General features: G+C 67.3%; 17 protein-coding genes. 6 read left to right on the top strand and 11 right to left on the bottom strand.

Annotated features, from left to right (window positions below; genetic code table 11):
- Window positions 1-4 precede the first annotated feature (4 nt).
- The 5 genes from zipA to gyrA all read left to right on the top strand — a co-directional run bounded on the left by zipA (window position 5) and on the right by gyrA (window position 8,051).
- Window positions 5-751: a cell division protein ZipA gene (gene zipA, locus INQ41_RS08050; protein WP_193983468.1), complete on the top strand. Its 747-nt coding sequence runs from the start codon at window positions 5-7 to the stop codon at window positions 749-751.
- A 9-nt stretch (window positions 752-760) separates the two neighbouring features.
- Window positions 761-3,106, top strand: coding sequence for an NAD-dependent DNA ligase LigA (gene ligA / locus INQ41_RS08045; protein ID WP_193983466.1), 2,346 nt, complete (start codon window positions 761-763; stop codon window positions 3,104-3,106).
- A 62-nt stretch (window positions 3,107-3,168) separates the two neighbouring features.
- Window positions 3,169-4,113, top strand: a complete 945-nt coding sequence (gene epmA / locus INQ41_RS08040; RefSeq protein WP_248285371.1) for an EF-P lysine aminoacylase EpmA — start codon at window positions 3,169-3,171, stop codon at window positions 4,111-4,113.
- Between the two features lie 33 nt (window positions 4,114-4,146).
- Window positions 4,147-5,205 (top strand): S-methyl-5-thioribose-1-phosphate isomerase, encoded by a 1,059-nt coding sequence (gene mtnA / locus INQ41_RS08035; protein ID WP_193983462.1) that lies wholly within the window; start codon window positions 4,147-4,149, stop codon window positions 5,203-5,205.
- A gap of 182 nt (window positions 5,206-5,387) precedes the next feature.
- Window positions 5,388-8,051: a DNA gyrase subunit A gene (gene gyrA, locus INQ41_RS08030; protein ID WP_193983460.1), complete on the top strand. Its 2,664-nt coding sequence runs from the start codon at window positions 5,388-5,390 to the stop codon at window positions 8,049-8,051.
- A 114-nt stretch (window positions 8,052-8,165) separates the two neighbouring features.
- On the opposite strand, the gene INQ41_RS08025 is transcribed toward gyrA, so the two are convergent.
- A complete protein-coding gene (locus tag INQ41_RS08025; protein WP_193983458.1) occupies window positions 8,166-8,744 on the bottom strand; it encodes a ferritin-like domain-containing protein in 579 nt (192 codons plus the stop codon).
- Window positions 8,745-8,786: 42 nt separating this feature from the next.
- Window positions 8,787-9,266 (bottom strand): peroxiredoxin, encoded by a 480-nt coding sequence (locus tag INQ41_RS08020; protein ID WP_193983457.1) that lies wholly within the window; start codon window positions 9,264-9,266, stop codon window positions 8,787-8,789.
- Window positions 9,267-9,528: 262 nt separating this feature from the next.
- Here INQ41_RS08020 and INQ41_RS08015 point away from each other — a divergent pair, with 262 nt between their 5' ends.
- Complete coding sequence (locus INQ41_RS08015; protein WP_193983455.1) at window positions 9,529-10,452, top strand: DnaJ C-terminal domain-containing protein; 924 nt, start codon at window positions 9,529-9,531, stop codon at window positions 10,450-10,452.
- Between the two features lie 15 nt (window positions 10,453-10,467).
- On the opposite strand, the gene pilH is transcribed toward INQ41_RS08015, so the two are convergent.
- From pilH to purB, 9 genes are all read right to left on the bottom strand, one after another.
- Window positions 10,468-10,833, bottom strand: a complete 366-nt coding sequence (gene pilH / locus INQ41_RS08010) for a twitching motility response regulator PilH (RefSeq protein ID WP_193983453.1) — start codon at window positions 10,831-10,833, stop codon at window positions 10,468-10,470.
- A gap of 77 nt (window positions 10,834-10,910) precedes the next feature.
- On the bottom strand, window positions 10,911-11,909 hold the full coding sequence (locus INQ41_RS08005) for a YhdH/YhfP family quinone oxidoreductase (RefSeq protein WP_193983451.1): 999 nt from the start codon (window positions 11,907-11,909) through the stop codon (window positions 10,911-10,913).
- Window positions 11,910-12,002: 93 nt separating this feature from the next.
- Window positions 12,003-12,596: an LOG family protein gene (locus INQ41_RS08000; RefSeq protein ID WP_193987284.1), complete on the bottom strand. Its 594-nt coding sequence runs from the start codon at window positions 12,594-12,596 to the stop codon at window positions 12,003-12,005.
- A 115-nt stretch (window positions 12,597-12,711) separates the two neighbouring features.
- Window positions 12,712-14,142 (bottom strand): dihydrolipoyl dehydrogenase, encoded by a 1,431-nt coding sequence (lpdA, locus tag INQ41_RS07995; RefSeq protein ID WP_193983449.1) that lies wholly within the window; start codon window positions 14,140-14,142, stop codon window positions 12,712-12,714.
- Window positions 14,143-14,220: 78 nt separating this feature from the next.
- Window positions 14,221-15,444 (bottom strand): dihydrolipoyllysine-residue succinyltransferase, encoded by a 1,224-nt coding sequence (sucB, locus tag INQ41_RS07990; protein WP_193983448.1) that lies wholly within the window; start codon window positions 15,442-15,444, stop codon window positions 14,221-14,223.
- A gap of 128 nt (window positions 15,445-15,572) precedes the next feature.
- On the bottom strand, window positions 15,573-18,389 hold the full coding sequence (locus INQ41_RS07985) for a 2-oxoglutarate dehydrogenase E1 component (RefSeq protein ID WP_228076545.1): 2,817 nt from the start codon (window positions 18,387-18,389) through the stop codon (window positions 15,573-15,575).
- Between the two features lie 189 nt (window positions 18,390-18,578).
- The gene (locus tag INQ41_RS07980; protein ID WP_193983444.1) at window positions 18,579-19,487 is read right to left on the bottom strand and encodes a GNAT family N-acetyltransferase; all 909 of its coding nucleotides are present in this window, start codon (window positions 19,485-19,487) and stop codon (window positions 18,579-18,581) included.
- The gene (locus tag INQ41_RS07975) at window positions 19,484-20,638 is read right to left on the bottom strand and encodes a cupin domain-containing protein (RefSeq protein WP_228076794.1); all 1,155 of its coding nucleotides are present in this window, start codon (window positions 20,636-20,638) and stop codon (window positions 19,484-19,486) included. The genes INQ41_RS07980 and INQ41_RS07975 overlap by 4 nt, the downstream gene beginning before the upstream one ends.
- 205 nt (window positions 20,639-20,843) lie before the next feature.
- Window positions 20,844-22,220, bottom strand: a complete 1,377-nt coding sequence (gene purB / locus INQ41_RS07970; protein ID WP_193987283.1) for an adenylosuccinate lyase — start codon at window positions 22,218-22,220, stop codon at window positions 20,844-20,846.
- Between the last annotated feature and the right edge of the window lie 35 nt (window positions 22,221-22,255).

Raw genomic sequence — 22,255 nt, 5'->3', positions numbered from 1 at the left:
GCTGATGTCGGACGAAACCCTGTTGCGGATCGGAATCCTGATCGCCGGGCTGTTTGTGGTCGGCGCGATCCTGTTTTTTGGCCGGCCACGCAAGCCCGGACAGGGCCGCCGCGTTGCGCGCGCCGCCGACGGCAGCGGGTCCAGGCGTGAGCCGACCCTGGGCGAGCAGCTTGAGGACGAGGCAGCCGCAGACATGGGTGCCTCAGGCGAGGATCCGACCGCGCAGGCGGAGCTGGACCTGTTTGAACGCAGTCTCGACGGCAGCGCGAGCACCGAGCTCGGCAAGCGCGTCAGCGACGAATTCGACAAGATCGTGACGGTCTATCTGGCCGCCCGCGCCGGCGAGAAGCTGCACGGCCCGGACATCGTCGTGGCGGCGGAAAAGGCCGGCCTGGTCTACGGGCACATGGGCGTCTACCACCGCCTGATCGAGCAGCAGCCCGAGCGCGGGCCGGTGTTCAGCGTGGCCAACATCGTCAAACCGGGCAACTTCGACATGGCCACCATCCAAGAGCTGGAAACTCCGGCGATCGCGTTCTTCCTGACCCTGCCGGCGCCGGTCGCCGCGCTGGATGCGTGGGAGGCCATGCTGCCGACCGCGGAGCGGATGGCCGAACTGCTCGGCGGCCTGTTGCTGGACGAGCAGCGCAACAACCTGGGTCGCCAGCGCATCGGCCACATCCGCGACGAACTGCGGGCCTATGACCGCGAGCGCGAAGCGCCGCCGTTGAGCAAGCCCAGCCGCTGGTAGCAGGTCCCGATGTCCGCGCCCGATCCCGCCGCCCGCGTGGCCGAGCTGCGCCGTCAGCTCGACGACGCCAGCTACCGCTATTACGTCCTCGACGACGCGGCGATTCCGGACGCGGAGTACGACGCCCTGCTGCGCGAGCTGGAGGGCCTGGAGGCGGCCCATCCCGAACTGGCCGGCGCGGATTCCCCGACCCAGCGCGTCGGTGCGCCGCCGTCGGGTGCCTTCGCCAGCGTCACCCACGCCATTCCCATGCTCTCGTTGGGCAACGCCTTCAGCGACGACGAGGTGGCCGATTTCGTCCAGCGCATCGAGCAGCGGCTGGAGCGCAGCGACCCGGTGTTTTCGGTGGAGCCCAAGCTGGACGGCCTGGCCATCAGCCTGCGCTATGAGGATGGCCGCTTCGTCCAGGGCGCGACCCGCGGCGATGGCGCCACCGGTGAGGACGTCACTGCCAACCTGCGCACGGTCAAGGCAATCCCGCTGGCACTGCGGAGGACGGATTGGCCGGCGGTGCTGGAGGTCCGTGGCGAGGTCTACATGCCGCTGGCGGGCTTCCATCGCTACAACGAGCGCATGCGCGCCGAGGGTGGCAAGCCGCTGGCCAACCCGCGCAACGGCGCCGCCGGGTCCCTGCGACAGCTGGACCCGCGCATCACCGCGCGCCGGCCGCTGGCGTTCTACGCCTACGCGGTCGGCCTAGTGGAAGGCGCCGAGCTGCCGCCGACGCACTCGGCGACGCTGCGGCAACTGCGCGACTGGGGGTTCCCGGTCAGCGCGGAGAGCCGCGTCGCCACCGGCCTGGCCGGCCTTCTGGCGTACTACCGCGATATCGGCGAGCGGCGCGACCGCCTGGCCTTCGACATCGACGGCGTGGTCTACAAGCTCGACGACTACGCGGGGCAGCTGGAACTGGGTTTTGTCTCGCGCGCCCCGCGCTGGGCGCTGGCGCACAAGTTCCCGGCCCAAGAGCAGTCCACGGTACTGGAGGCCATCGAGGTCAACATCGGTCGCACCGGTGCGGCGACGCCGCTGGCCCGGCTCACCCCGGTGCAGGTCGGCGGGGTCGAGGTCAGCAGGGCGACCCTGCACAACGCCGACCAGGTGGCCCGGCTGGACGTCCGCGTCGGCGACACGGTGATCGTGCGTCGCGCCGGCGACGTGATTCCCGAGATCGTGCGCGTGGTGCCCGGCATGCGCGCGCCGGATGCGCAGCCCTGGCAGATGCCGACCGTGTGCCCGGTGTGCGGCTCCGATCTTGTGCGCGAGGAGGGCGGGGTGGTCTGGCGCTGCTCCGGTGAGCTGATCTGCCCGGCCCAGCGCAAGGAGGCGATCGAGCATTTCGCCTCACGCCGGGCCATGGACATTGACGGGCTGGGCGAGCGCTACGTCGAGGACCTGGTGGATTTCGGCTACGTCACTTCCGTCGCCGACCTGTACACGCTGTCCCTGGACGACCTGCTGGAGATGAAGTGCCGCGGTGACGAGCGCGACGGCACGACGCCGGACACCGTCAGGGCGGGCAAGGTGGCGACCCGCTGGGCGGAGAACCTGATCGCGGCCATCCAGGGCAGCCGCAGGACGACCCTGGCGCGCTACCTGTTCGGTCTGGGCATCCAGCACGTCGGCGAGAGCACCGCCAAGGCGCTGGCGGAGTGGTTCGGCGATCTGGCGGTGATCCGGAGGCTGCCGTGGCCGCTGTTCAAGCGGGTGCCCGACATCGGCTCGGAGGTGGCCCATTCGATCGGCCAGTTCTTCGACCAGGCGGGAAACCAGAAGGTGATCGACGAGCTGCTGGCTGGCGGCGTCGAAATTACTGACGCCCGGCCACCGTCCGCGCAATTGCGGGGCGCACTCGGGCTGGCCGACCTGCTGGTGGACCTGGAGATCCCGAAACTCACCCGCCTGCGCGCCGAGCAGCTGGCGGGCGTCTTTGCCGAGGCGTCCGCGCTGCTGGACGCGCCCGTGCACCGCTTCATCGCCGCCGGCCTGCCCAACGACACCGCCTCGGCGCTGGAGACCTGGCTGGAGGACGCGGAAAACGCCGGCCTGCTGGCGCGGTGCGGGGAAGCGATTGCAACGCTGGAGAAGTTGATTCCCGAAGCGGATGCCACCAGCGCCGGTCCGCTGGAAGGTCGAACCGTCGTGCTCACCGGGACCTTGGCCGCGATGACGCGCGACGAGGCGAAATCGCGCCTGGAAGCGCTGGGCGCGAAGTCGGCCGGCAGCGTGTCGAAGAAGACCGGGTTCGTGGTCGCTGGCGAGGCGGCCGGTTCCAAGCTGGCCAAGGCCGAGGAACTCGGCATCGAGATCTGGGACGAGGCGAAGCTGCTGGCCTTCCTCGGCAAGCACGAGTGAACGCTCCGCACGCCGCTGGCGATCCGGCTACAGACTGGGCGCCGAAAGCGTCGTTCCCGGCATTGAAGTTGCGGGCGGCCCTCAACGCGCGGATCCGTGGATTCTTCGCCGACCGTGACGTGGTCGAGGTGGAAACCCCGGTGATGTCAGTAGCCGGAAACACCGAGCCGAACATCGACTCGTTCACCACCGATTTCAGCGGCCGCAGCGACGGCGGCCCCCGTACCCGCTGGCTGCGCACCTCGCCCGAGTACCCGCTCAAGCGGCTGCTCGCGGCGGGCTTTGGCGATTGCTACGAGCTGGGTCGGGTGTTCCGCAACGGCGAGGCCGGCGCGCGCCACAATCCCGAATTCACGATGCTGGAGTGGTACCGCGTGGGCTGGGACCATCGCCGGCTGGCACGCGAAACCGCCGAGGTCATCAACCTGGGCCTGGCTCTGGTCGGTCGCCAGGTGCCGTTGGTGCAGGTGCGCTACCGCGACCTCTACCACGACCGGCTGGGCCTGGACCCCCTGACCGCGAGCGAGGAAGTCCTTCGCAACGCCTTGGGCGACGTGGTCCTCGACCCGACGGGTCTGGTCCGTGATGACTGGCTGGACCTGCTGATGACGCACCGGCTGCAGCCCGGCTTCAGCGACGAGACCATGCTGGCCGTGCACGACTATCCGGCCACCCAGTGCGCGCTGGCGCGGATGCGCGATGATGGCGACGGCTCACCGCCGGTGGCGGAGCGCTTCGAGCTCTACCTGGGCCCGCTGGAGCTGGCCAACGGCTACCACGAGCTGACCGATGCAGCCGAGCAGGGTGCCCGCTTCCAGCGCGATGGCCGCATCCGCCAGACGCGCGCCGACCGGATCCCGCCGACTGACCCGCGTTTTCTTGCCGCGCTGGAAGCCGGATTGCCCGACTGCGCCGGCGTCGCCCTCGGCGTGGATCGGCTCATGATGGCGATGCTGCGCACCGACCGCATCGCCGATGTGATCGCCTTTGACTTTTTCCGCGCCTGATCCCGTTTCGCGCGACCTGTGGACCATGCCGCCATGAACGACACCTTCGACTTCGACCGTTACGACCGCGTTCGTCCGATCCGCTGGACCGGCGACGCGCTCGAATTGCTCGACCAGCGCCGCTTGCCTTTCCACGTCGAGTACGTCCGCTGCGAGACCAGTGAAGACGTGTTCGACTCGATCCGCGCGCTAACCGTGCGCGGCGCGCCGGCGATTGGCATCGCCGCTGCATGGGGACTCGTTCTGGCCGCGCGCGAAATCAAGGCGGAGGACGGTGCGGCCGCGGTGCTCGCGCTGGAGCCGGCCATCACCCATCTGAACGATGCCCGCCCGACGGCCGTGAACCTGGCCTGGGCGCTGGCACGCATGCGACGTGTGCTCGCGTCCGCCGGGAGTGACTGGCGCGAGGTGCTGGAACGCGAAGCAGGCGCCATTGCCGATGAGGACCTGGCCGCCAACCGTCATATGGGGTCGCTGGGCGCGGCATTGATCGCCCCGGGCAGCGGCGTGCTGACCCACTGCAACACCGGCTCGCTCGCGACCGCCGGCTTCGGCACCGCGCTGGGCGTGATCCGTGCCGGCGTCGCCCAGCAACGCATAGCGCAGGTGTTTGCCGGTGAAACGCGGCCCTGGCTGCAGGGCGCCCGCCTGACCGCCTGGGAACTGCAGCAGGACGGCATCGCGCCGGTGCTGGTGGCCGATTCGGCGGCCGCGCACCTGATGACAACCGGCCAGGTGCAGTGGGTCATCGTCGGCGCCGACCGCATCTGCGCCAACGGCGACACCGCCAACAAGATCGGCACCTACCAGCTGGCCATCGCCGCCCGCCACCACGGTGTGAAGTTCATGGTCGCCGCACCTTCTTCAACCGTGGACATGGCGATGCCGGATGGTGCCGGGATCGATATCGAAGAGCGCGATGCCGCCGAACTGTTCCATCTGGGCGGCGTCGCCACCGCAGCGGGCGGGATCACCGCCTGGAATCCGGTGTTCGACATCACCCCGCACGGATTGATCGATGCCATCGTGACCGAGCGGGGCGTGATCATGCAGCCGGATGCGACCGCCATGCAGGCCGCTTTTGGCGCGTAAGTCCTTGTTTCTCTGGAAAAACAGCGGGGCATGAGGATGCGTTCCGTGCTATAATTCGCTGTCTTTTTCCCCGGTATTGCCGCGGATCGGATTCTCCCTTGTGCCGGCCTGTTTCCAGTGGGCCCGTCGGCGCATGTTCGCCCGCACCGCGGTAACCACCTCAGCTCAAATACGGAAACCTGATGGCCGATCTTGCCAAGGAAATCATCCCGGTAAACCTCGAAGACGAGATGCGTCGCAGCTACCTCGATTACGCCATGAGCGTGATCGTCGGCCGCGCGCTTCCCGACGTCCGCGACGGGCTCAAGCCCGTGCACCGGCGCGTGCTGTACGCGATGAGCGTGTTGGGGGCGCATTCCAACAAGCCGTACTTCAAGTCGGCGCGAATCGTCGGTGACGTGATCGGTAAATACCATCCGCATGGCGACCAGTCGGTGTACGACACGCTGGTGCGCATGGCGCAGCCGTTCTCGCTGCGATACATGCTGGTGGACGGGCAGGGCAACTTCGGCTCGGTCGATGGCGATTCCGCGGCGGCTATGCGTTACACCGAAGCGCGCATGGCCAAGATCACCCACGAGTTGATGGCGGACATCGAGAAGGAAACCGTCGACTTCCAGCCCAACTACGATGAGAAGGAGTTCGAGCCCACGGTGATGCCCACGCGCATCCCGAACCTCCTGATCAACGGCTCGGCCGGTATCGCGGTCGGCATGGCAACCAACATCCCGCCGCACAACCTCAGCGAGATCATCGACGCGACGATTGCGTTGATCGACGACCCGGACATCGACGTCGACGGCCTGATGGTGCACGTGCCCGGGCCGGACTTCCCGACCGCCGGCATCATCAACGGCACCTCGGGCATCATCAACGCCTACCACACCGGTCGTGGCCGGGTGCGCATGCGCGCGCGCGCCGAGATCGAGGTGGCCGACAACGGCCGCGAGGCGATCGCCGTCAGCGAGATCCCCTACCAGGTCAACAAGGCGCGCCTGATCGAGAAGATCGCCGAGTTGGTCAAGGAAAAGAAGCTCGAAGGCATCAGCGAGCTGCGCGACGAGTCCGACAAGGACGGCATGCGCATCTACATCGAGGTCAAGCGCGGCGATTCGGCCGACGTGGTGCTGAACAACCTCTACCAGCAGACCCAGATGGAGTCGTCCTTCAGCTTCAACATGGTCGCGCTGGTTGATGGCCGCCCGCAGCTGCTGAACCTCAAGCAGATCCTGCAGGCCTTCGTGCGCCATCGCCGCGAGGTGGTCACCCGCCGGACGATCTTCGACCTGCGCAAGGCGCGTGCGCGCGCCCACGTGCTGGAAGGGCTGACCGTCGCGCTGGCCAACATCGACGAGATGATCGAGCTGATCAAGACCTCGGCGAATCCCAACGAGGCGCGCGAGCGCATGCTGGCCAAGACCTGGGAGCCCGGGCTTGTCGGTGCGCTGCTGTCGGCAGCCGGCGCGGAGGCCTCGCAGCCGGAGGACCTGCCGCGCGGCGTGGGACTGGTCACCGGCGCCAACGACAGCAGGTTCTACCAGCTGACCGAGATCCAGGCCCAGCAGATCCTGGAGATGCGCCTGCACCGCCTGACCGGGCTGGAGCAGGAGAAGCTGACCGAGGAATACAAGCTGTTGCTGGACACCATCCGCGGCCTGATCGAGATCCTCGAGGATCCGAACGTGCTGCTGCGCGTGATCCGCGAGGAGCTGGAGAACGTCAAGGCGGAGTTCGGCGACGAGCGCCGCAGCGAGATCCGCGAGAGCGAGGAAGACCTCGACATCCTCGACCTGATCGCGCCCGAAGACGTGGTGGTGACGCTGTCCCATTCCGGTTACGCCAAGCGCCAGCCGGTCAGCAGCTACCGGGCGCAGAAGCGCGGCGGTCGCGGCCGCAACGCGGCCACCACCAAGGACGAGGACTTCATCGACAGCCTGTGGCTGGTCAATACCCACGACACCCTGCTGACCTTCACCAGCGCGGGCCGGGTTTTCTGGCTGCCGGTGTACCAGTTGCCCGATGCCGGCCCGAACGCACGTGGACGTCCGATCATCAACTGGATTCCGCTGGAAGCCGGCGAGCAGGTGCAGGCCGTGGTGCCGGTGCGTGACTACGACGGTGACCGCCATGTCTTCTTCGCGACCCGCAACGGCGTGGTGAAGAAGACGCCGTTGAGCGAGTACTCCTACCGCCTGCAGCGCGGCAAGATCGCGATCAACCTGGATGAGGGCGATGCGCTGATCGGCGTCGAACTCTCCGACGGGCATTCGGACATCATGCTGTTCTCCAGCGAGGGCAAGGCGGTCCGGTTCTCCGGCGAGACCGTGCGCTCGATGGGCCGTACCGCACGCGGCGTGCGCGGCATGCGCCTGGGCGCGGACGGCAAGGTGGTCAGCCTGATCGTGGTGCAGGGGGACGGCGATATCCTCACCGCCAGCGAGCGCGGCTATGGCAAGCGCACGCCGGTCGACGAGTACCCGTGCAAGGGCCGGGGCACGCAGGGGGTGATCGCGCTGAAGACCAGCGACCGCAACGGCCTGCTGGTCGGCGCGATCCAGCTCAGCGACAACCACGAGGTGCTGTTGATCTCAGACGGTGGCACGCTGGTGCGTACACGCGCCTCGGAGATCTCCCAGGTCAGCCGCAACACCCAGGGCGTGACCCTGATGCGCTTGGCGGCCGATGAGACGCTGCAGGCGGTGGAGCGCCTGGATGCATCGCTGGACGACGAGCTCCTGGACGACGACATCGACCCGGAGATCGACGCCACCGCGGCCAGCGTGCCCGGGCTCACGCGCGACGGCGGGACGGCCAGCGACTCGCCCACAGGCGAATCGCCGGCCTGATGCACGGCTGAGCCACCGACGCCGTCCAGGGCTCTGGCCCGGCGAGCGGATGGCCTGAAGCAGGAACGCCGCCTTATCTGGGCGGCGTTCCTGTATGCGGCTGATGAGGACGGGTCAGCGACCGGTCCAGCCGTCCAGCATGTCCGACAACTCGTCGGCATGCTCCTCTTCCTGCGCGAGGATGGACTCGAGGATGCGCTTGGTGGTGGTGTCCTTGTCGCCGATGTAGTTGATCATCTGGCGGTAGCTGTCGATCGCGATGCGCTCGGCGACCAGATCTTCCTTGACCATGTCACGCAGGTCGGTGCCCTCCACGTACTCCGCGTGCGCACGCTTGCTGAGGATGTCCGGGTTGAAGTCGGGCTCACCGCCCAGTTGCACGATGCGCTCGGCGAGCATGTCGCCATGCGCTTCCTCTTCGCGTGCATGCTCGAGGAATTCGGCCTTGATGGAGTCCGCCATCAGGCCGCTGGCCATGAAGTAATGACGTTTGTAGCGCAGAACGCACACCAGTTCGGTGGCCAGCGCCTCGTTGAGGAGGCGGATCACGACCTCGCGGTTGGCGGTGTAGCTGTCGGTGATCGCGCCTTTTTCGATGTGCTGGCGCGCGCGTTCGCGGATGGTCGCAAGATCGGTGGCGAACGGCGAGGCACTGGCGTCCGGGCCGGCGCTGGAGTCAGGGGGCGTGTTCATGGGGTTCTCCGGGCAAGTGTTGGAGCGGGCAGGGTGGGAGGGTCAGGAAATCTGCGACAGCATGTGTTCGGCCGACGACACGCGGAACTCGCCGGGCGCCTCGACATTGAGCTGTTTCACCACGCCTTGCTCGGCATAGATCGCGAAACGCTTGGCGCGCACGCCCATGCCATAGGCGCTTGCGTCCAGTTCCAGTCCCAGCGCGCGGGCAAAGTCGGCGTTGCCGTCTGAGAGCATCATCAAGCCGTCCGGCACGTTCTGGCTCTGGCCCCACGCCTGCATCACGAACGGATCGTTGACCGCGACGCACGCGACCTCGATCCCCTTGTCGTGGAACTGCTGGTAGTGCTCGATGAACCCGGGCAGGTGCTTCTCCGAGCAGGTCGGGGTAAAGGCGCCGGGCACGGCGAAAATTACCACCTTGGTATCACCGAACAAGGTCTTGGTGTCCACGCTCTCGACGCCGTCGCCGATGCGCTGCAGTACCACTTCGGGGAGGCGATCGCCTACCTGGATGCTCATGCGTTTCTCCTGAATGAGGCGCCAGTCTAGGCGCGCTGTTCTAAAAACCACGTCAACGGTGTCCGGCGTGACAGGTTGCCGGGCCGGTGGAGAAAGCGGACGGCGGAGCTTGAACCGGCGCGATGTCGCAACCATATCGACCGCGAGGCGTGATCCGGCGCCGCGCAACGAATATCCTGTGTGGCGCCGTCATGCCGCGTCATGGCCGGCACCGCCACCATCCCTGCGCTGCACCGCAACGGTGCAGGCACTGGAGTTACGAATGCATTTCAAGGATTACTACGACACCCTCGGCGTGGAACCCAGCGCCGGCGAAGCGGAGATCAAGACCGCGTACCGCCGCCTGGCACGCAAATACCATCCGGACGTCAGCAAGGAGTCCAACGCCGAGGAGAAGTTCAAGGCGGTCAACGAGGCCTACGAAGCGCTGCGGGATCCGCAGAAGCGGGCGGCCTATGACCAGCTGCGCTCGCGCGGTTACCGGCCGGGCGACGAGGTCCGGGCGCCTCCGGGCGGCTTCGATTTTGGCGGCGGCCAAGGCGGTCCCGACTTTGAGGAAGTGTTTGCCGGCGGCGGCGCGGGCGGCGGTTTCAGCGACTTCTTCGAGACCCTGTTCCGGCGCGGCCAGGCCGGCCACGGCGACCCGTTCGGGGCGCAGCGCGGTCGACCGGGCGCCGGTCCGCAGCGCACGCCTGACACGCGGGCGAAACTGTCCGTGTCGCTGGAGACCGTATACGCCGGCGACACCGTGCGCGTCAGCGTGCATGGCAAGACCCTGGACGTGAAGATTCCCAAGGGCATTGGTCCAGGACAGGTCATCCGGCTGGCCGGGCAAGGCGCGAACGGCGGTGCCCTGCTGTTGGAGATCGAGTACTCCGCCCATCCACAGTTCGAGGTTGACGGACGCAACATCATCCACGTGCTGCCGATTGCGCCCTGGGAAGCGGCGCTGGGAGCGACGGTCAGCGTGCCGACGCTGGGCGGGGCGGTGGAGTTGAAGATCCCGGCGAAGTCAGAGGCGGGCGCAAAATTGCGTCTTCGCGGTCGGGGCTTGCCGGCGGCAGCCGGCGCCGGCGATCAGATCGTCGAGCTGGAGGTGCTGGCTCCGGCGGCGAAGACGAAGCAGCAGGAAGCGGCCTACGTGGCGATGCGCGAGGCTTTCGGCAACGACTGGCGCCGGGCCTGACCGGCGCGGCTGCACTTAGGCCGGCAGCAACTGCTCCAGCACCTCGCCAAGCTGCGCTTCGTTGAAGGGCTTGGTGATGTAGGCGCGGGCGCCCTGGCGCATGCCCCAGACCCGGTCGGTTTCCTGGTCCTTCGTCGTCACCAGGACCACCGGGATATGCTTGGTGGTGGCGTCGCGACAGATCGAGCGGGTGGCCTGGAAGCCGTTGAGGTTGGGCATCACCACGTCCATCAGCACCAGGTCGGGCAGCTCGCGGCGCGCCACCTCCACGCCCGCGGCGCCGTCCTCTGCCACCAGGGTGTCGTGCCCGAGCTTCTCGACGATGCGCTGGATACCCATCAACTGCGACGGTGAGTCGTCGACGATCAGAATGCGAGCCATGACTTTCCCCAAAGTGACTGCCGGATTGTAGCGGCGTCCGGTCGGAGCGCCAAACAATTCAGATCCGGACCAGTGTGTCAGATCCGGACCAGCGTGCGACCCAGCGACCCGCCGGCCAGCATGATGTCAAACACGTCGGGAAGTTCGGCAAGGGTCGCTTCGCGGGTGCAGATGGTGTCCAGGTGCGCCGGCTTCCAGTCGCTGGCCAGGTGCTGCCAGACCGCTTCGCGCACATCGCGGGCGGTGCCTGCCGAGGCGACCCCCAAAAGCGAGACGCCGCGGATGATGAACGGCATGACGGTGGCGTCCAGCTCGGCGGACGCGGCCAGCCCGGCGCTGGCGACGTTGCCGTAGGGCGCGCACTGGGCGAGCAGGCTGGTGAGCATCGGTCCGCCGACGTTGTCGAGGCCACCGCCAAAGCGCGCCGATTCCATCGCCCGGCCGGGTGCCAGTGCGTCGCGGCCGAGCACTTCGGTGGCGCCAAGCCCCTTGAGGTAGGCGTGCTGGTCCTGCTTGCCGCTGATGGCGTGCACCTCGAACCCGGCGCGGGTGAAGATGTCGATCGCCAGCGAGCCCACACCGCCGCTGGCGCCGGTGACGGCCAGCGGGCCCATGTCGGGCTTCTGGCGGTTTTCCACCATCCGGAACAGCGCCAGCGCGGCGGTGAAGCCGGCGGTGCCGATGATCATGCTTTCGCGCAGTTCAAGCCCGGCAGGCAGCGCAATCGCCCACTTCGACTCCAGGCGGGCGAACTCGGAGTACCCACCGTCGCGGGTCTCGCTCAGCCCGCTGCCGGTGGCAAGCACGCGGTCGCCTTCCTTGAACGCCGGATCGGTCGAGGCCACCACGTGGCCGGCCACGTCGATACCGCCGACCAGCGGAAAGCGGCGCAGGATCCTGCCCTTGCCGGTCCCGGCCAGGGCGTCCTTGTAGTTGACCGATGAGTACGCAGCCTTGATCACCACCTCGCCGGGCGCGAGATCGTCCAACGACAGGGCTTCGATACCGCTGCGGTAGCCCTGTTCGTCGTTGTGGATGCGGAAGGCGTTGAAACGGTCTGGAATGGCGTTGGACATGAGTTCCTCTCGAAATTTCCACTCGAAACGGGTTTTGTCGCCGGACTGGTGAAGACTGCCGACGGGGCTTTCTTCCGGGGCGTGCGATCCGGGTCAGCGCGCGACGCTCAGACGCTTCTCCTCCAGCCACTTGTCCGCATTGGCCGGGCGGTAGGAGTGCATCCACTCAAGCATCGTATCGATCTCCTCGCCGTGCCACAGGTCGTCGCGCTGCTCGGCGTTGACGAAGTGCTCGGCGACCATCCGGTCCATCATGCCGATCAACGGCTCGTAGAAGCCTTCCACGTCGAGGAATGCGCACGGCTTGTCGCCGATGCCCAGCTGGCGCCAGGTCAGCATCTCGAACATCTCGTCCAGGGTGCCGAAGCCGCCGGGCAGCGCGATGAACCCATCCGAGAGCTCGAACATTCGCGCCTTGCGCAGGTGCATGCTCGGCACGACTTCCAGACGGGTCAGCCGCGGATGGGCGACTTCCCAGTTGACCAGTTGCTCGGGTATCACGCCGATCACCTCGCCACCCGCCTCGAGCACCGCGTCGGCCATGACGCCCATCAGGCCGACGTTGCCGCCGCCGTAGATGACACTGATGCCGCTTTCCGCCAGTTGCCGGCCAAGGCGGCGGGCGCGCTCGGCGTAGATCGGTCGGGAGCCGGAATGGGAGCCGCAGTAAACGCAGACCGATTGCATGGGCATGGGGCATAGCCTTGAGTTGGGATGGAGGAAACCAGAACGGCGCACCGTGGGTGCGCCGTCTGTGGAGATGCGATGTCCGGCGGCGGTATTCGCCGCCGGTCGCCGCGGCTCAGTTCGCCTTGTGGATGGCCCGCTTGTCGACGGCCAGCGCGGCTTCGTGGACCACTTCCGACAGGGCCGGGTGGGCGAAGCAGATGCGCGCCAGATCGTCCGCGGCACCCTGGAACTCCATGGTGATCACGCCGCTGTGGACCAGCTCGGACACGTTCGGGCCGCACAGGTGGACGCCCAGCACGCGGTCGGTCTCGGCGTGCGCGATCACCTTGACCAGGCCGGCCGGCTCGTTCATCGCCACGGCACGGCCGTTGGCGGCAAACGGGAAGCTGCCGGTCTTCACCGGAATACCCTCTTCCTTGCACTGGGCTTCGGTCTTGCCGACCCAGGCAATTTCCGGCTCGGTGTAGATCGCCCACGGCACGGTATCCAGGTTGACGTGGCCGGGCAGGCCCGCAATCAGTTCCGCCACGGCAACGCCTTCCTCGGACGCCTTGTGCGCGAGCATCGGGCCGCGCACGCAGTCGCCGATCGCCCAGACGCCGTCGACGCCGGTGTGGCAATGCTCGTCCACCTCGACCTGGCCACGCTCGTTGAGCTTGACGGCCACGCCTTCGCCGAGCAGCTTGGCGGTCGCGGCGCGGCGACCCACGGCCACCAGCAACTTGTCCACGACCAGCGTCTGCTCGCCCTTGGCGTCGTCATAGGTCAGGTGCACACCGTCCTTCTTGACCTCGGCCTTGCTGACCTTCGCGCCCAGCTTGATGTCCAGGCCCTGCTTCTTGAACTCGCGCGCTGCCACCTTGCTGATGTCGGCATCGGCGGCGGCGAGGAACGTGGGAAGCGCCTCCAGGATGGTGACTTCGGCGCCCAGACGGTTCCACACGCTGCCCAGCTCCAGGCCGATCACGCCGGCACCGATGACGCCGAGGCGCTTGGGCACCGCGTCGAAATCCAAGCCACCGACGTTGTCGACGATGCGGTCACCGTCGAATTTGGCGAACGGCAACTCGATGGAATCCGAGCCCGTCGCGATGATGACGTTGGCCGCCTTCAGCTCGACCTCGCTGCCGTCGTGCTGCCTGACCTTGACCAGGTTGTCCTTGTGCAGGGTGCCGAAACCGTAGAACGGGGTGACCTTGTTGGCCTTGAACAGCATGGTGATGCCGCCGGTGAACTGGCTGACAATCTTGTCCTTGCGGCCGACCATCACGCCCACGTCCATCTTCGGTTTCTCCGCCGAGATGCCGTGGTCGGCGAAGCCGTGCAGCAGGTTGTGGAACTGGCGCGAGCTGTCCAGCAGGGCCTTGGACGGGATGCAACCCACGCGCAGGCAGGTGCCGCCCAGGGCCGGCTTGCCGTCCTTGCCCAGTCCCGCGTCGACGCAGGCGACCTTCAGGCCCAACTGTGCGGCGCGGATGGCGGCGACATAACCGCCGGGACCGCCGCCGATCACGACGACATCGAAGTTCTGTTGTTCGCTCATCTCAAAAAGATCCTTGGCTTGGTGCGGAAGGCCCCGGCGCGTCGGCGCGGGGCTCCGGGTGGGAGTGGTCCCGTGGGATCACATGCCCAGCAGCATGCGGTGCGGGTTCTCGAGCTGGTTCTTGATGTCGACCAGGAACAGCACCGCGTCCTTGCCGTCGATGATGCGGTGGTCGTAGCTCAGCGCGATGTACATCATCGGCGCGGCCACCACCTTGCCGTCCTCGACGATCGCGCGCTCCTTGATGGTGTGCATTCCCAGGATGGCGCTCTGCGGCGGGTTGATGATCGGGGTGGAGAACAGCGAGCCGAAGGTGCCACCGTTGGTGATGGTGAAGGTGCCGCCCTGCAGGTCTTCCAGCTTCAGGCCACCTTCGCGCGCGGCGAGAGCGTAATCGTTGATCGCCTGCTCGGCCTCGGCAAAGCTCATCGACTCGGCGTTGCGCAGGACCGGCGTGACCAGGCCACGGTCGGTGGACACGGCGATCGAGATGTCGGCATAGCCGTGGTAGATCACGTCCTTGTCGTCGATCGAGGCGTTCACGGCCGGGTAGCGCTGCAGCGCGTTGGCGCAGGCCTTCACGAAGAAGCTCATGAAGCCCAGCTTGATGCCGTAGGCCTTCTGGAACGCGTCGCCCTGCGACTTGCGCATGGCCATGACCGCGGACATGTTGACCTCGTTGGAGGAGGTCAGCATCGCGGTGGTGTTCTTGGACTCCATCAGGCGCTCGGCGATGCGCTGGCGCATGCGGGTCATCGGTACGCGCTCTTCCGGGCGGTTGCCGCTGGCCCGGCCGACGCCGGCATTGCGGGCGTAGTTGACCAGGTCCTCCTTGGTCACCGCGCCGCGACGGCCGGTGCCTTCCACGTTGGCCGGGTCGATGCCTTCCTTCTGGGCGGTGAAGCGCGCGCCCGGCGGCAGCTCGGCCGATCCGCCCCTGGACGGGGCAGGGGTGCCCGCGGCAGCCTTCGCCTGCACCGGCTGGGCCACATCGCTGGCGGCGGCGTCGTTCTTGGCGTCGATGGCCTTGTCGGATTTTTCCGGCTTGGCTTCGGTTGCAGCCGCGCCTTCTTCGACGATCGCCAGCAGCTGCTCGCTGGTGACGGTGTCGCCGCTGTCGAACTTGATCTCCTTGAGCACGCCATCCACCGGCGAGGGAACTTCCAGGACGACCTTGTCGGTTTCGAGGTCGACCAGGTTCTCGTCACGCTTGACGGCATCGCCGGGCTTCTTGTGCCAGGTGGCGATGGTGGCGTCGGAGACGGATTCGGGCAGAACCGGAACTTTGATCTCGGTGCTCATGGGGAAAATATCCTGGGTAACTGTGGAGTGGGTCGAATGAGGTGGACTATCGGTTGTGCAATCGGAAGCGGGTGGCACGGCAGGTGATGCGGTTCCGGCCCGGGTGTTCCGGGCCGGATGGGCAGCGATCACTCGTCGGCGGGCTCGCCCTGCAGCGGATTCACCAGCGCATCGGCGACCAGCTTGGCCTGCTCGATCACGTGATCGGACATGTGGCCGACCGCAGGGGACGGCGAGCTGGGGCGACCGGCGTAGTGCAGCGCATGGCGCGAGGCGACGCAGAAGTTCAGGTGGTGGCGGATCTGGTACCACGCGCCCTGGTTCTGCGGCTCTTCCTGGCACCACACCACGTCCTCGACGGAGGCGTAGCGCTCCAGTTCGGTGCGCAGCGCCTCGCGCGGGAACGGATACAGCTGTTCCACGCGTATCAGGGCGACGTCGTCGGCTTCGCGCTTGATCATGTCCTCGAGCAGGTCGTAGTAGACCTTGCCGCCGCAGACCACGACGCGCTTGACCTTCTTCGGGTCGGCCTTGGCGTCGGGGATCAGGGTCTGGAAGCTGCCGTTGGCAAGCTCGTCCAGGGTCGATACGGCGAGCTTGTGGCGCAGCAGGGACTTGGGCGTCATCACCACCAGCGGCTTGCGGGTCTGGATCAGCATCTGGCGGCGGATCATGTGGTACGCCTGCGCCGGGGTGGTCGGCGTGCACACCATCATGTTGTCGAGCGCGCACAGCTGCAGGAAACGCTCCAGTCGCGCCGAGCTGTGCTCCGGGCCCTGGCCCTCGTAACCGTGCGGGAGGAACAGCGCCAGACCGCACAGGCGGCCCCACTTGGCCTCACCCGAGGACAGGAACTGGTCGATCACCACCTGCGCGCCGTTGGCGAAGTCGCCGAACTGCGCTTCCCAGATCGCCAGGGTGTCCGGATCGGCCGTGGCGTGGCCGTACTCGAACGCCATCACCGCTTCCTCGCTCAGCAGCGAGTCGATGATCTCCACGTCCATCGGATCCTTGCCCAGCTCCTGCAGGGGCAGGTAGTAATCGTCGCTGGTCTGCTCGTGCAGGATCGCGTGGCGGTGGAAGAAGGTGCCACGGCCCGAGTCCTGGCCGACCAGGCGCAGCTTGTAGCCTTCGGTGAGCAACGTCGCGTAGGCGAGGTTTTCAGCAAAACCCCAGTCGCCGCTCTGCTCGCCGGCTGCCATCTTACGGCGGTCCTCGTAGATCTTCTGCACGCGCGCGTGCAGCTTGACCTCGTCGGGAATCGCGTTGATGCGCTCGGCGAGGGCCTTCAGATCGGCCGCATCGAAGCGGGTATCGACCTCGTCGGAGAGCTTGCCCTTGAGGAACTTGTTCCAGTCCACCGTGAACTCGTCGGGCTTGACCGCCACCATCTCGGTGGTGACCTCGCCCGCGTCGAGCTTGTCGCGGTAGGTATCGACGATCGCCTTGGCCTCATCGGCGCTCAGCGTGCCTTCGGCGATGAGGCGGTCCGCGTACAGCTCGCGCGGGGTCTTGTGCTTGCGGATGGTCTGGTACATCAGCGGCTGGGTGGCCGCCGGCTCGTCGGCTTCGTTGTGGCCGTGGCGGCGGTAGCAGACCAGGTCGATGACCACGTCCTTGGCGAAGGTGTTGCGGAAGTCCAGCGCAAGCTCGGCGCAGAACGCCACCGCTTCGGGATCATCGCCGTTGACGTGCAGGATCGGCGCACCGACCATCTTCGCCACGTCGGTGCAGTACAGGGTGGAACGGGCGTCCTCGCGGGCGCTGGTGGTGAAGCCGACCTGGTTGTTGACCACGATGTGGACGGTGCCACCGACGCGGAAACCGCGCGCCTGCGACATCTGGAACAGCTCCATCACCACGCCCTGACCGGCAAACGCGGCATCGCCGTGGATCAGGATCGGCAACACCTGCTTGCGCGTGTCCTTGCCGCCGCGGCGGGTCTGGCGCGAGCGCACCGATCCGGCCACGACCGGGTTGACGATCTCGAGGTGCGACGGGTTGAACGCCAGCGCCAGGTGCACGGGGCCGCCGGGGGTGGCCACGTCGGCGCTGAAGCCCATGTGGTATTTGACGTCGCCGGCCAGGGCCAGCTCGTTGTGCTCGAACTTGCCCTCGAACTCGTCAAACAGCGTGCGCGGCGACTTGCCCAAGGTGTTGACCAGCACGTTGAGGCGGCCGCGGTGGGCCATGCCGATGACCACGTCCTTGGCGCCCTGCTCACCGGCGCGACGCACGGTGGTGTCCATCAGCGGGATCAGCGCATCGCCGCCTTCCAGCGAGAAGCGCTTCTGGCCCACGTAGCGCGTGTGCAGGTAGCGCTCCAGGCCTTCGGCGGCCGTCAGGCGCTCCAGGATCCGGCGCTTCTGCTCGGCGTTGCGGCCGTACTTGCCGCCGGCCTTTTCCAGGCGCTCGTAGAGCCAGCGACGCTGCGGGGCGTCGGCGATGTGCATGAACTCGGCGCCGATGGAACCGGTGTAGGTGGCCTTGAGCAGGTCGAAAAGCTTGCCCAGGTTCATCCGGTCCATGCCGGCCACGCCGCCGGTGCTGAATTCATCGCCCAGGTCGGCCTTGGACAGGCCGTGGAACTCCAGCTCCAGGTCCGGCGCCGGCGGAGCTTCCAGAAAGCCCAGCGGGTCGATGTCCGCGCCCAGGTGGCCGCGCGAGCGGTAGGCGGTGATCAGCTTGCCGACGAAGCGCTCGCGCTCATCGGCGGCGCCGTGTGCGGATTTGCCCGCATGGCGCGCCGCTTCAATGATGGTGTCGATGACAGCCGAGTGCGGCACATCGCCCGCCTCCCGGCCGTGGAAACCGTCGAAATAGGTTTTCCATTCGACCCCGACACTTTCAGGGGAGACCAGGTACTGCTCGTACAGGTCTTCGATGTAGGCGCCGCTGGAACCCAGCTGCGATGACTGCGAGAACTGCTTCAGGAGATTGGCCACGGTGGCGTCGCTAAACTCGAATAGGGGGAGTGGGTGTGCCGGTGGGGCGGAAAATGCCGGTTCAGGCACGCGAGTATTCGAATTATAGCCTCTCGCGGACTCACGGGCGGGCACCAGGCGGGCGCTGACGGCGATATCGCGACAGCCCCGGGCGCCGGGGTTCATCCCTGTTCAGTTTCGCCTGACGGCTCAGATGCCCAGTGCGCGGTACTCGCTGCAGGGCCGGGCGCGTTCCCAGACGGGGCTGAACAGGTTGAGCAGATGGCGCGCGCGGGAGCGATCGTCCAGCCGCGTGTCGCCTTCCATGCGCGATGCGATGGGTCGAAAGTAGTAGCCGCCGCCGTCGTTGCAGGTGTAGGCGGAAGCGTAGGAACGGTCGAAGGGCTCCTCCACCGCGCGAAACGCGATCGTGCTGGGCAGCCGCTGGTGCAGGGCGATGAGCGGGCTCTGATGACGCTGGGGCGCCGCCGCATCGTGCAGCAGGATCCGGATCTCGCCCTTGTCGATCGCAAACCCCCGCAAGGCGGTGATGATCTCCGGGGCGTCCAGCACGCCGGTGTCCAGCTCCGGGCTGTAGATGAGTAGGAGTCGTCTCGCACTGGCGATGACACCCAGGGTGGCGGCGATCGCGCCCGCCCGGTCGCCCACCGGATTGGTGGCGCCTGGATGCAGCGCCATCATCTGGTGGTCGATGCCGGCCTCGTCAAACCGCGGGCCGACCGGCAGGAAGCCGTGGCGCGCATAGAAGGGGATGGCATGCACCTGTGCGTGCAGCGAGATTTTGTCCCAGCCCAGCTCGACGGCGCGGGCAAGCAGCGTGCGAAGCATCGCGTCACCCACGCCGCGGCCGCGCCACGGGGAGAGTACCGCCATCCGGCCGATGTGCCGCTCGGGTGTCAGCCGCGCCGTACCAATGGGCGTGCCGGCGGAATTGCGGGCGATCACGTGGTGCGAGGCGGGATCCAGCGCGTCCCATTCCAGCTCGAGCGGTACGCCTTGCTCCTGCACGAACACCGCTTCGCGCACGGCTCGCAGATCGCTCAGGCCGGACTCGTATTCGATCGCCTCGACCTTGAAATCGGACGTGGCCCTGCTCATTCGTCATCTTCCTCCGTGACCAGGTGGTAGTGGCCGGCGTCCATCAGTTCGATCAGGCAATCCCGGCCTTGCTCGCCCAGCGAGGCGTAATCGCTGCCGTTGATGACGTCGGCGTTCGCCAGCAGTGTCGCGTCCTGGATCGGTAGCGGGTGGCTCTCGCCGTTGGCGTGCAGCACCGCGCCCGGGCCGGTGCGTCGCCAGGCCATCCGCGAGTAGGGATGGCGTTGCAGACGACCGCCGTGCTGCAGGTCCCACTCGACCTCGATGCGCGAGCGCGGCTGTTGGCCTTCTTCCAGCTGCGGCGGGATTACCTCGACGGCGTTGCGGTAGCGGGTGATGAAATTGCCGAACCACTCGGCCAGTTGTTCGGGACGATCACCGCGCAGCGCATCCAGTGCGCGGACCACGCGCGCCATCGCCGCCGCGTCGATCTCGCCAGGATCGGCGGCAGGCGCCAGGTCGGGATCGTGGTAGCGCAGCGCGTCGTCCGCCTCCGCGGTCAGCGTGTCGACCAGGTCGCCCAGCAGTTCGGCCGAGGAGGGCGCGCGCATGCCGAAGGAGAACGTCAGGCAGGCATCCTCGGCGACGCCGTGATGGGGCACGCCGGGCGGGAGGTAGAGCATGTCCCCCGGCCCCAGCACCCAGTCGTGGCTGGGATCGAACTCACGCAGCAGGCGCAACTCGACATCATCGCGGTAGGCCAGCGGAGGATTGTCGCGCGCGTCGATCTGCCAGCGCCGATGGCCGACCGCCTGCAGCAGGAACACGTCGTACTGGTCGACGTGGGCCCCGACCGAGCCGCCGGGCGCGGCGAAGGACACCATCACGTCGTCGATCCGCCAGCGCGGCAGGAACGCGAAGTGGCGGATCAGCGCGGCGACATCGACATCCCACTTGTCGACGTCCTGCACCAGCAAGGTCCAGTCCGCGCCGGGCAGCGAGGGGAACATCTCCTCGGGGAACGGGCCGTGGCTGACGCTCCAGCTGTCGTCGTTGCGATCCTGGCGGATCAGGCGCGACAGCGCTCCCTCCTCGCAGGCCAGGCCGGCCAGGTCGTCGGGGTCCATCGGCGATTGCAGGTCGGGGAAGGCGTTGCGGATCAGCAGCGGTTTTTTCTGCCAGTAGTCGCGCAGGAAATCCGCCGGTGACATGCCCAGTGGCGGCTTCGTACTCGCGTCGACTTCTATCGGCGGCGGCAGAGCCAGTGAGTCACTGCCGGGCTTGCTGCCCGGGGAGCGGGTGGAACCAGACGCCGCGGCCTTGGAGTTGTGCATTACGCGTCCTGCTGTTGGGCCGGAACGGCCGGCCACTGGTGATGTGGCCGACCGCGAACCCGCGGGTCGGCCCGGCAAAGCGCTAGATGTTGCGAGCCAGCGCTTCGGCTTGGCCGACGTACCTGGCCGGGGTCATTTCGAGCAGGCGCCGGCGTGCGTCCTCGGGCAGGTCCAGCCCGCTGATGAACCCGCGCATCGAGGTCTCGTTGATGCCGTGGCCACGCGTCAGCGCCTTGAGCTGCTCGTACGGGTTGGGCAGGCCATGGCGACGCATCACGGTTTGCACCGCTTCGGCGAGCACTTCCCAGGACGCGTCGAGGTCGGCGGCCAGGCGCTCCTCGTTGGCCGAGAGCTTGCCCAGTCCGCGCATCAAGGCATCCAGTCCGATCAGCGCATGGCCGAACGCGGTACCCAGCGCGCGCAGCACGGTGGAGTCGGTCAGGTCGCGCTGCCAGCGGCTGATCGGAAGCTTGATGGCGAAGTGTTCAAACAGCGCGTTGGCGATGCCGAAATTGCCCTCGGCGTTCTCGAAGTCGATCGGGTTGACCTTGTGCGGCATGGTCGAGCTGCCGACCTCGCCGGCCTTGACCGACTGCTTGAAGTAGCCCAGCGAGATGTAGCCCCAGATGTCGCGGCACAGGTCGATGGCGATGGTGTCGATGCGTTTCTGCGCGTCGCACAGCTCGGCGATGCCATCGTGCGGCTCGATCTGGGTGGTGTAGGGCTGCCAGGCCAGGCCGAGCGAGGTGACGAACTTCTCCGAGAACGCCGGCCAATCGATATCCGGGTATGCGGCCAGGTGGGCGTTGTAGTTGCCGACCGCCCCATTGATCTTGCCCGGCGTGGGCGCATCCACCAGGGTCTGGCGCTGGCGCTGCAGGCGGGCGACCACGTTGGCGATTTCCTTGCCGACCGTGGTGGGCGAGGCGGTCTGGCCGTGGGTGCGCGAGAGCATCGGCAGCGCGGCGTACCGGTGCGCCATGGCGCGAAGTTGCTCGATCAGCTCGTCCAGCCGCGGCACCATCACGGTGTTGCGCGCCTCGTTGAGCATCAGCGAGTAGCTCAGGTTGTTGATGTCCTCGGAGGTGCAGGCGAAGTGCACGAATTCCAGCGCCGGGCCGAGCTCGGCGTCGTCGGTGAGGCGCTCCTTGATCAGGTACTCCACAGCCTTGACGTCGTGGTTGGTGGTGCGCTCGATCTCCTTGACCCGCGCTGCATCCGCCACCGACAGGCCGTCGGCCAGTTGGCGCAGGCGCGCGGTGGCGGCGGCCGAGAACGGCGCCAGTTCCTCGATCGCCGCCTCGTTGGCCAGCGCCAGCAGCCACTCGACCTCGACCCTGACCCGGGCCTTGATCAGTCCGAACTCGGAGAATATCGGTCGCAGCGCGTCGACCTTGCCGGCGTAGCGGCCATCGAGCGGAGACAGGGCGAGCAACCGGGATTCGTCGTTGGCGGGCATGGCAGGCGAGATTGGCAGGGGGCTGGGCATTCTAG

It is taken from the genome of Lysobacter ciconiae (assembly GCF_015209725.1).
Classification (GTDB): Bacteria; Pseudomonadota; Gammaproteobacteria; order Xanthomonadales; family Xanthomonadaceae; genus Novilysobacter; species Novilysobacter ciconiae.
Note: the sequence above shows the minus strand (reverse complement) of the source record. Positions and strands in the feature narration are given on the sequence as shown.

Bases quoted from the DNA above. Each gene is read 5' to 3' on its own strand.
- INQ41_RS07975 (WP_228076794.1), bottom strand. From the start codon at position 20,638: ATGTCACCGGCGGATTTCCTGCGCGACTACTGGCAGAAAAAACCGCTG.
- INQ41_RS07980 (WP_193983444.1), bottom strand. From the start codon at position 19,487: ATGAGCAGGGCCACGTCCGATTTCAAGGTCGAGGCGATCGAATACGAG.
- INQ41_RS08015 (WP_193983455.1), top strand. From the start codon at position 9,529: ATGCATTTCAAGGATTACTACGACACCCTCGGCGTGGAACCCAGCGCC.
- zipA (WP_193983468.1), top strand. From the start codon at position 5: ATGTCGGACGAAACCCTGTTGCGGATCGGAATCCTGATCGCCGGGCTG.
- mtnA (WP_193983462.1), top strand. From the start codon at position 4,147: ATGAACGACACCTTCGACTTCGACCGTTACGACCGCGTTCGTCCGATC.
- ligA (WP_193983466.1), top strand. From the start codon at position 761: ATGTCCGCGCCCGATCCCGCCGCCCGCGTGGCCGAGCTGCGCCGTCAG.
- sucB (WP_193983448.1), bottom strand. From the start codon at position 15,444: ATGAGCACCGAGATCAAAGTTCCGGTTCTGCCCGAATCCGTCTCCGAC.
- INQ41_RS08025 (WP_193983458.1), bottom strand. From the start codon at position 8,744: ATGAACACGCCCCCTGACTCCAGCGCCGGCCCGGACGCCAGTGCCTCG.
- INQ41_RS08005 (WP_193983451.1), bottom strand. From the start codon at position 11,909: ATGTCCAACGCCATTCCAGACCGTTTCAACGCCTTCCGCATCCACAAC.
- lpdA (WP_193983449.1), bottom strand. From the start codon at position 14,142: ATGAGCGAACAACAGAACTTCGATGTCGTCGTGATCGGCGGCGGTCCC.
- INQ41_RS08000 (WP_193987284.1), bottom strand. From the start codon at position 12,596: ATGCAATCGGTCTGCGTTTACTGCGGCTCCCATTCCGGCTCCCGACCG.
- INQ41_RS08020 (WP_193983457.1), bottom strand. From the start codon at position 9,266: ATGAGCATCCAGGTAGGCGATCGCCTCCCCGAAGTGGTACTGCAGCGC.
- gyrA (WP_193983460.1), top strand. From the start codon at position 5,388: ATGGCCGATCTTGCCAAGGAAATCATCCCGGTAAACCTCGAAGACGAG.
- pilH (WP_193983453.1), bottom strand. From the start codon at position 10,833: ATGGCTCGCATTCTGATCGTCGACGACTCACCGTCGCAGTTGATGGGT.
- purB (WP_193987283.1), bottom strand. From the start codon at position 22,220: ATGCCCGCCAACGACGAATCCCGGTTGCTCGCCCTGTCTCCGCTCGAT.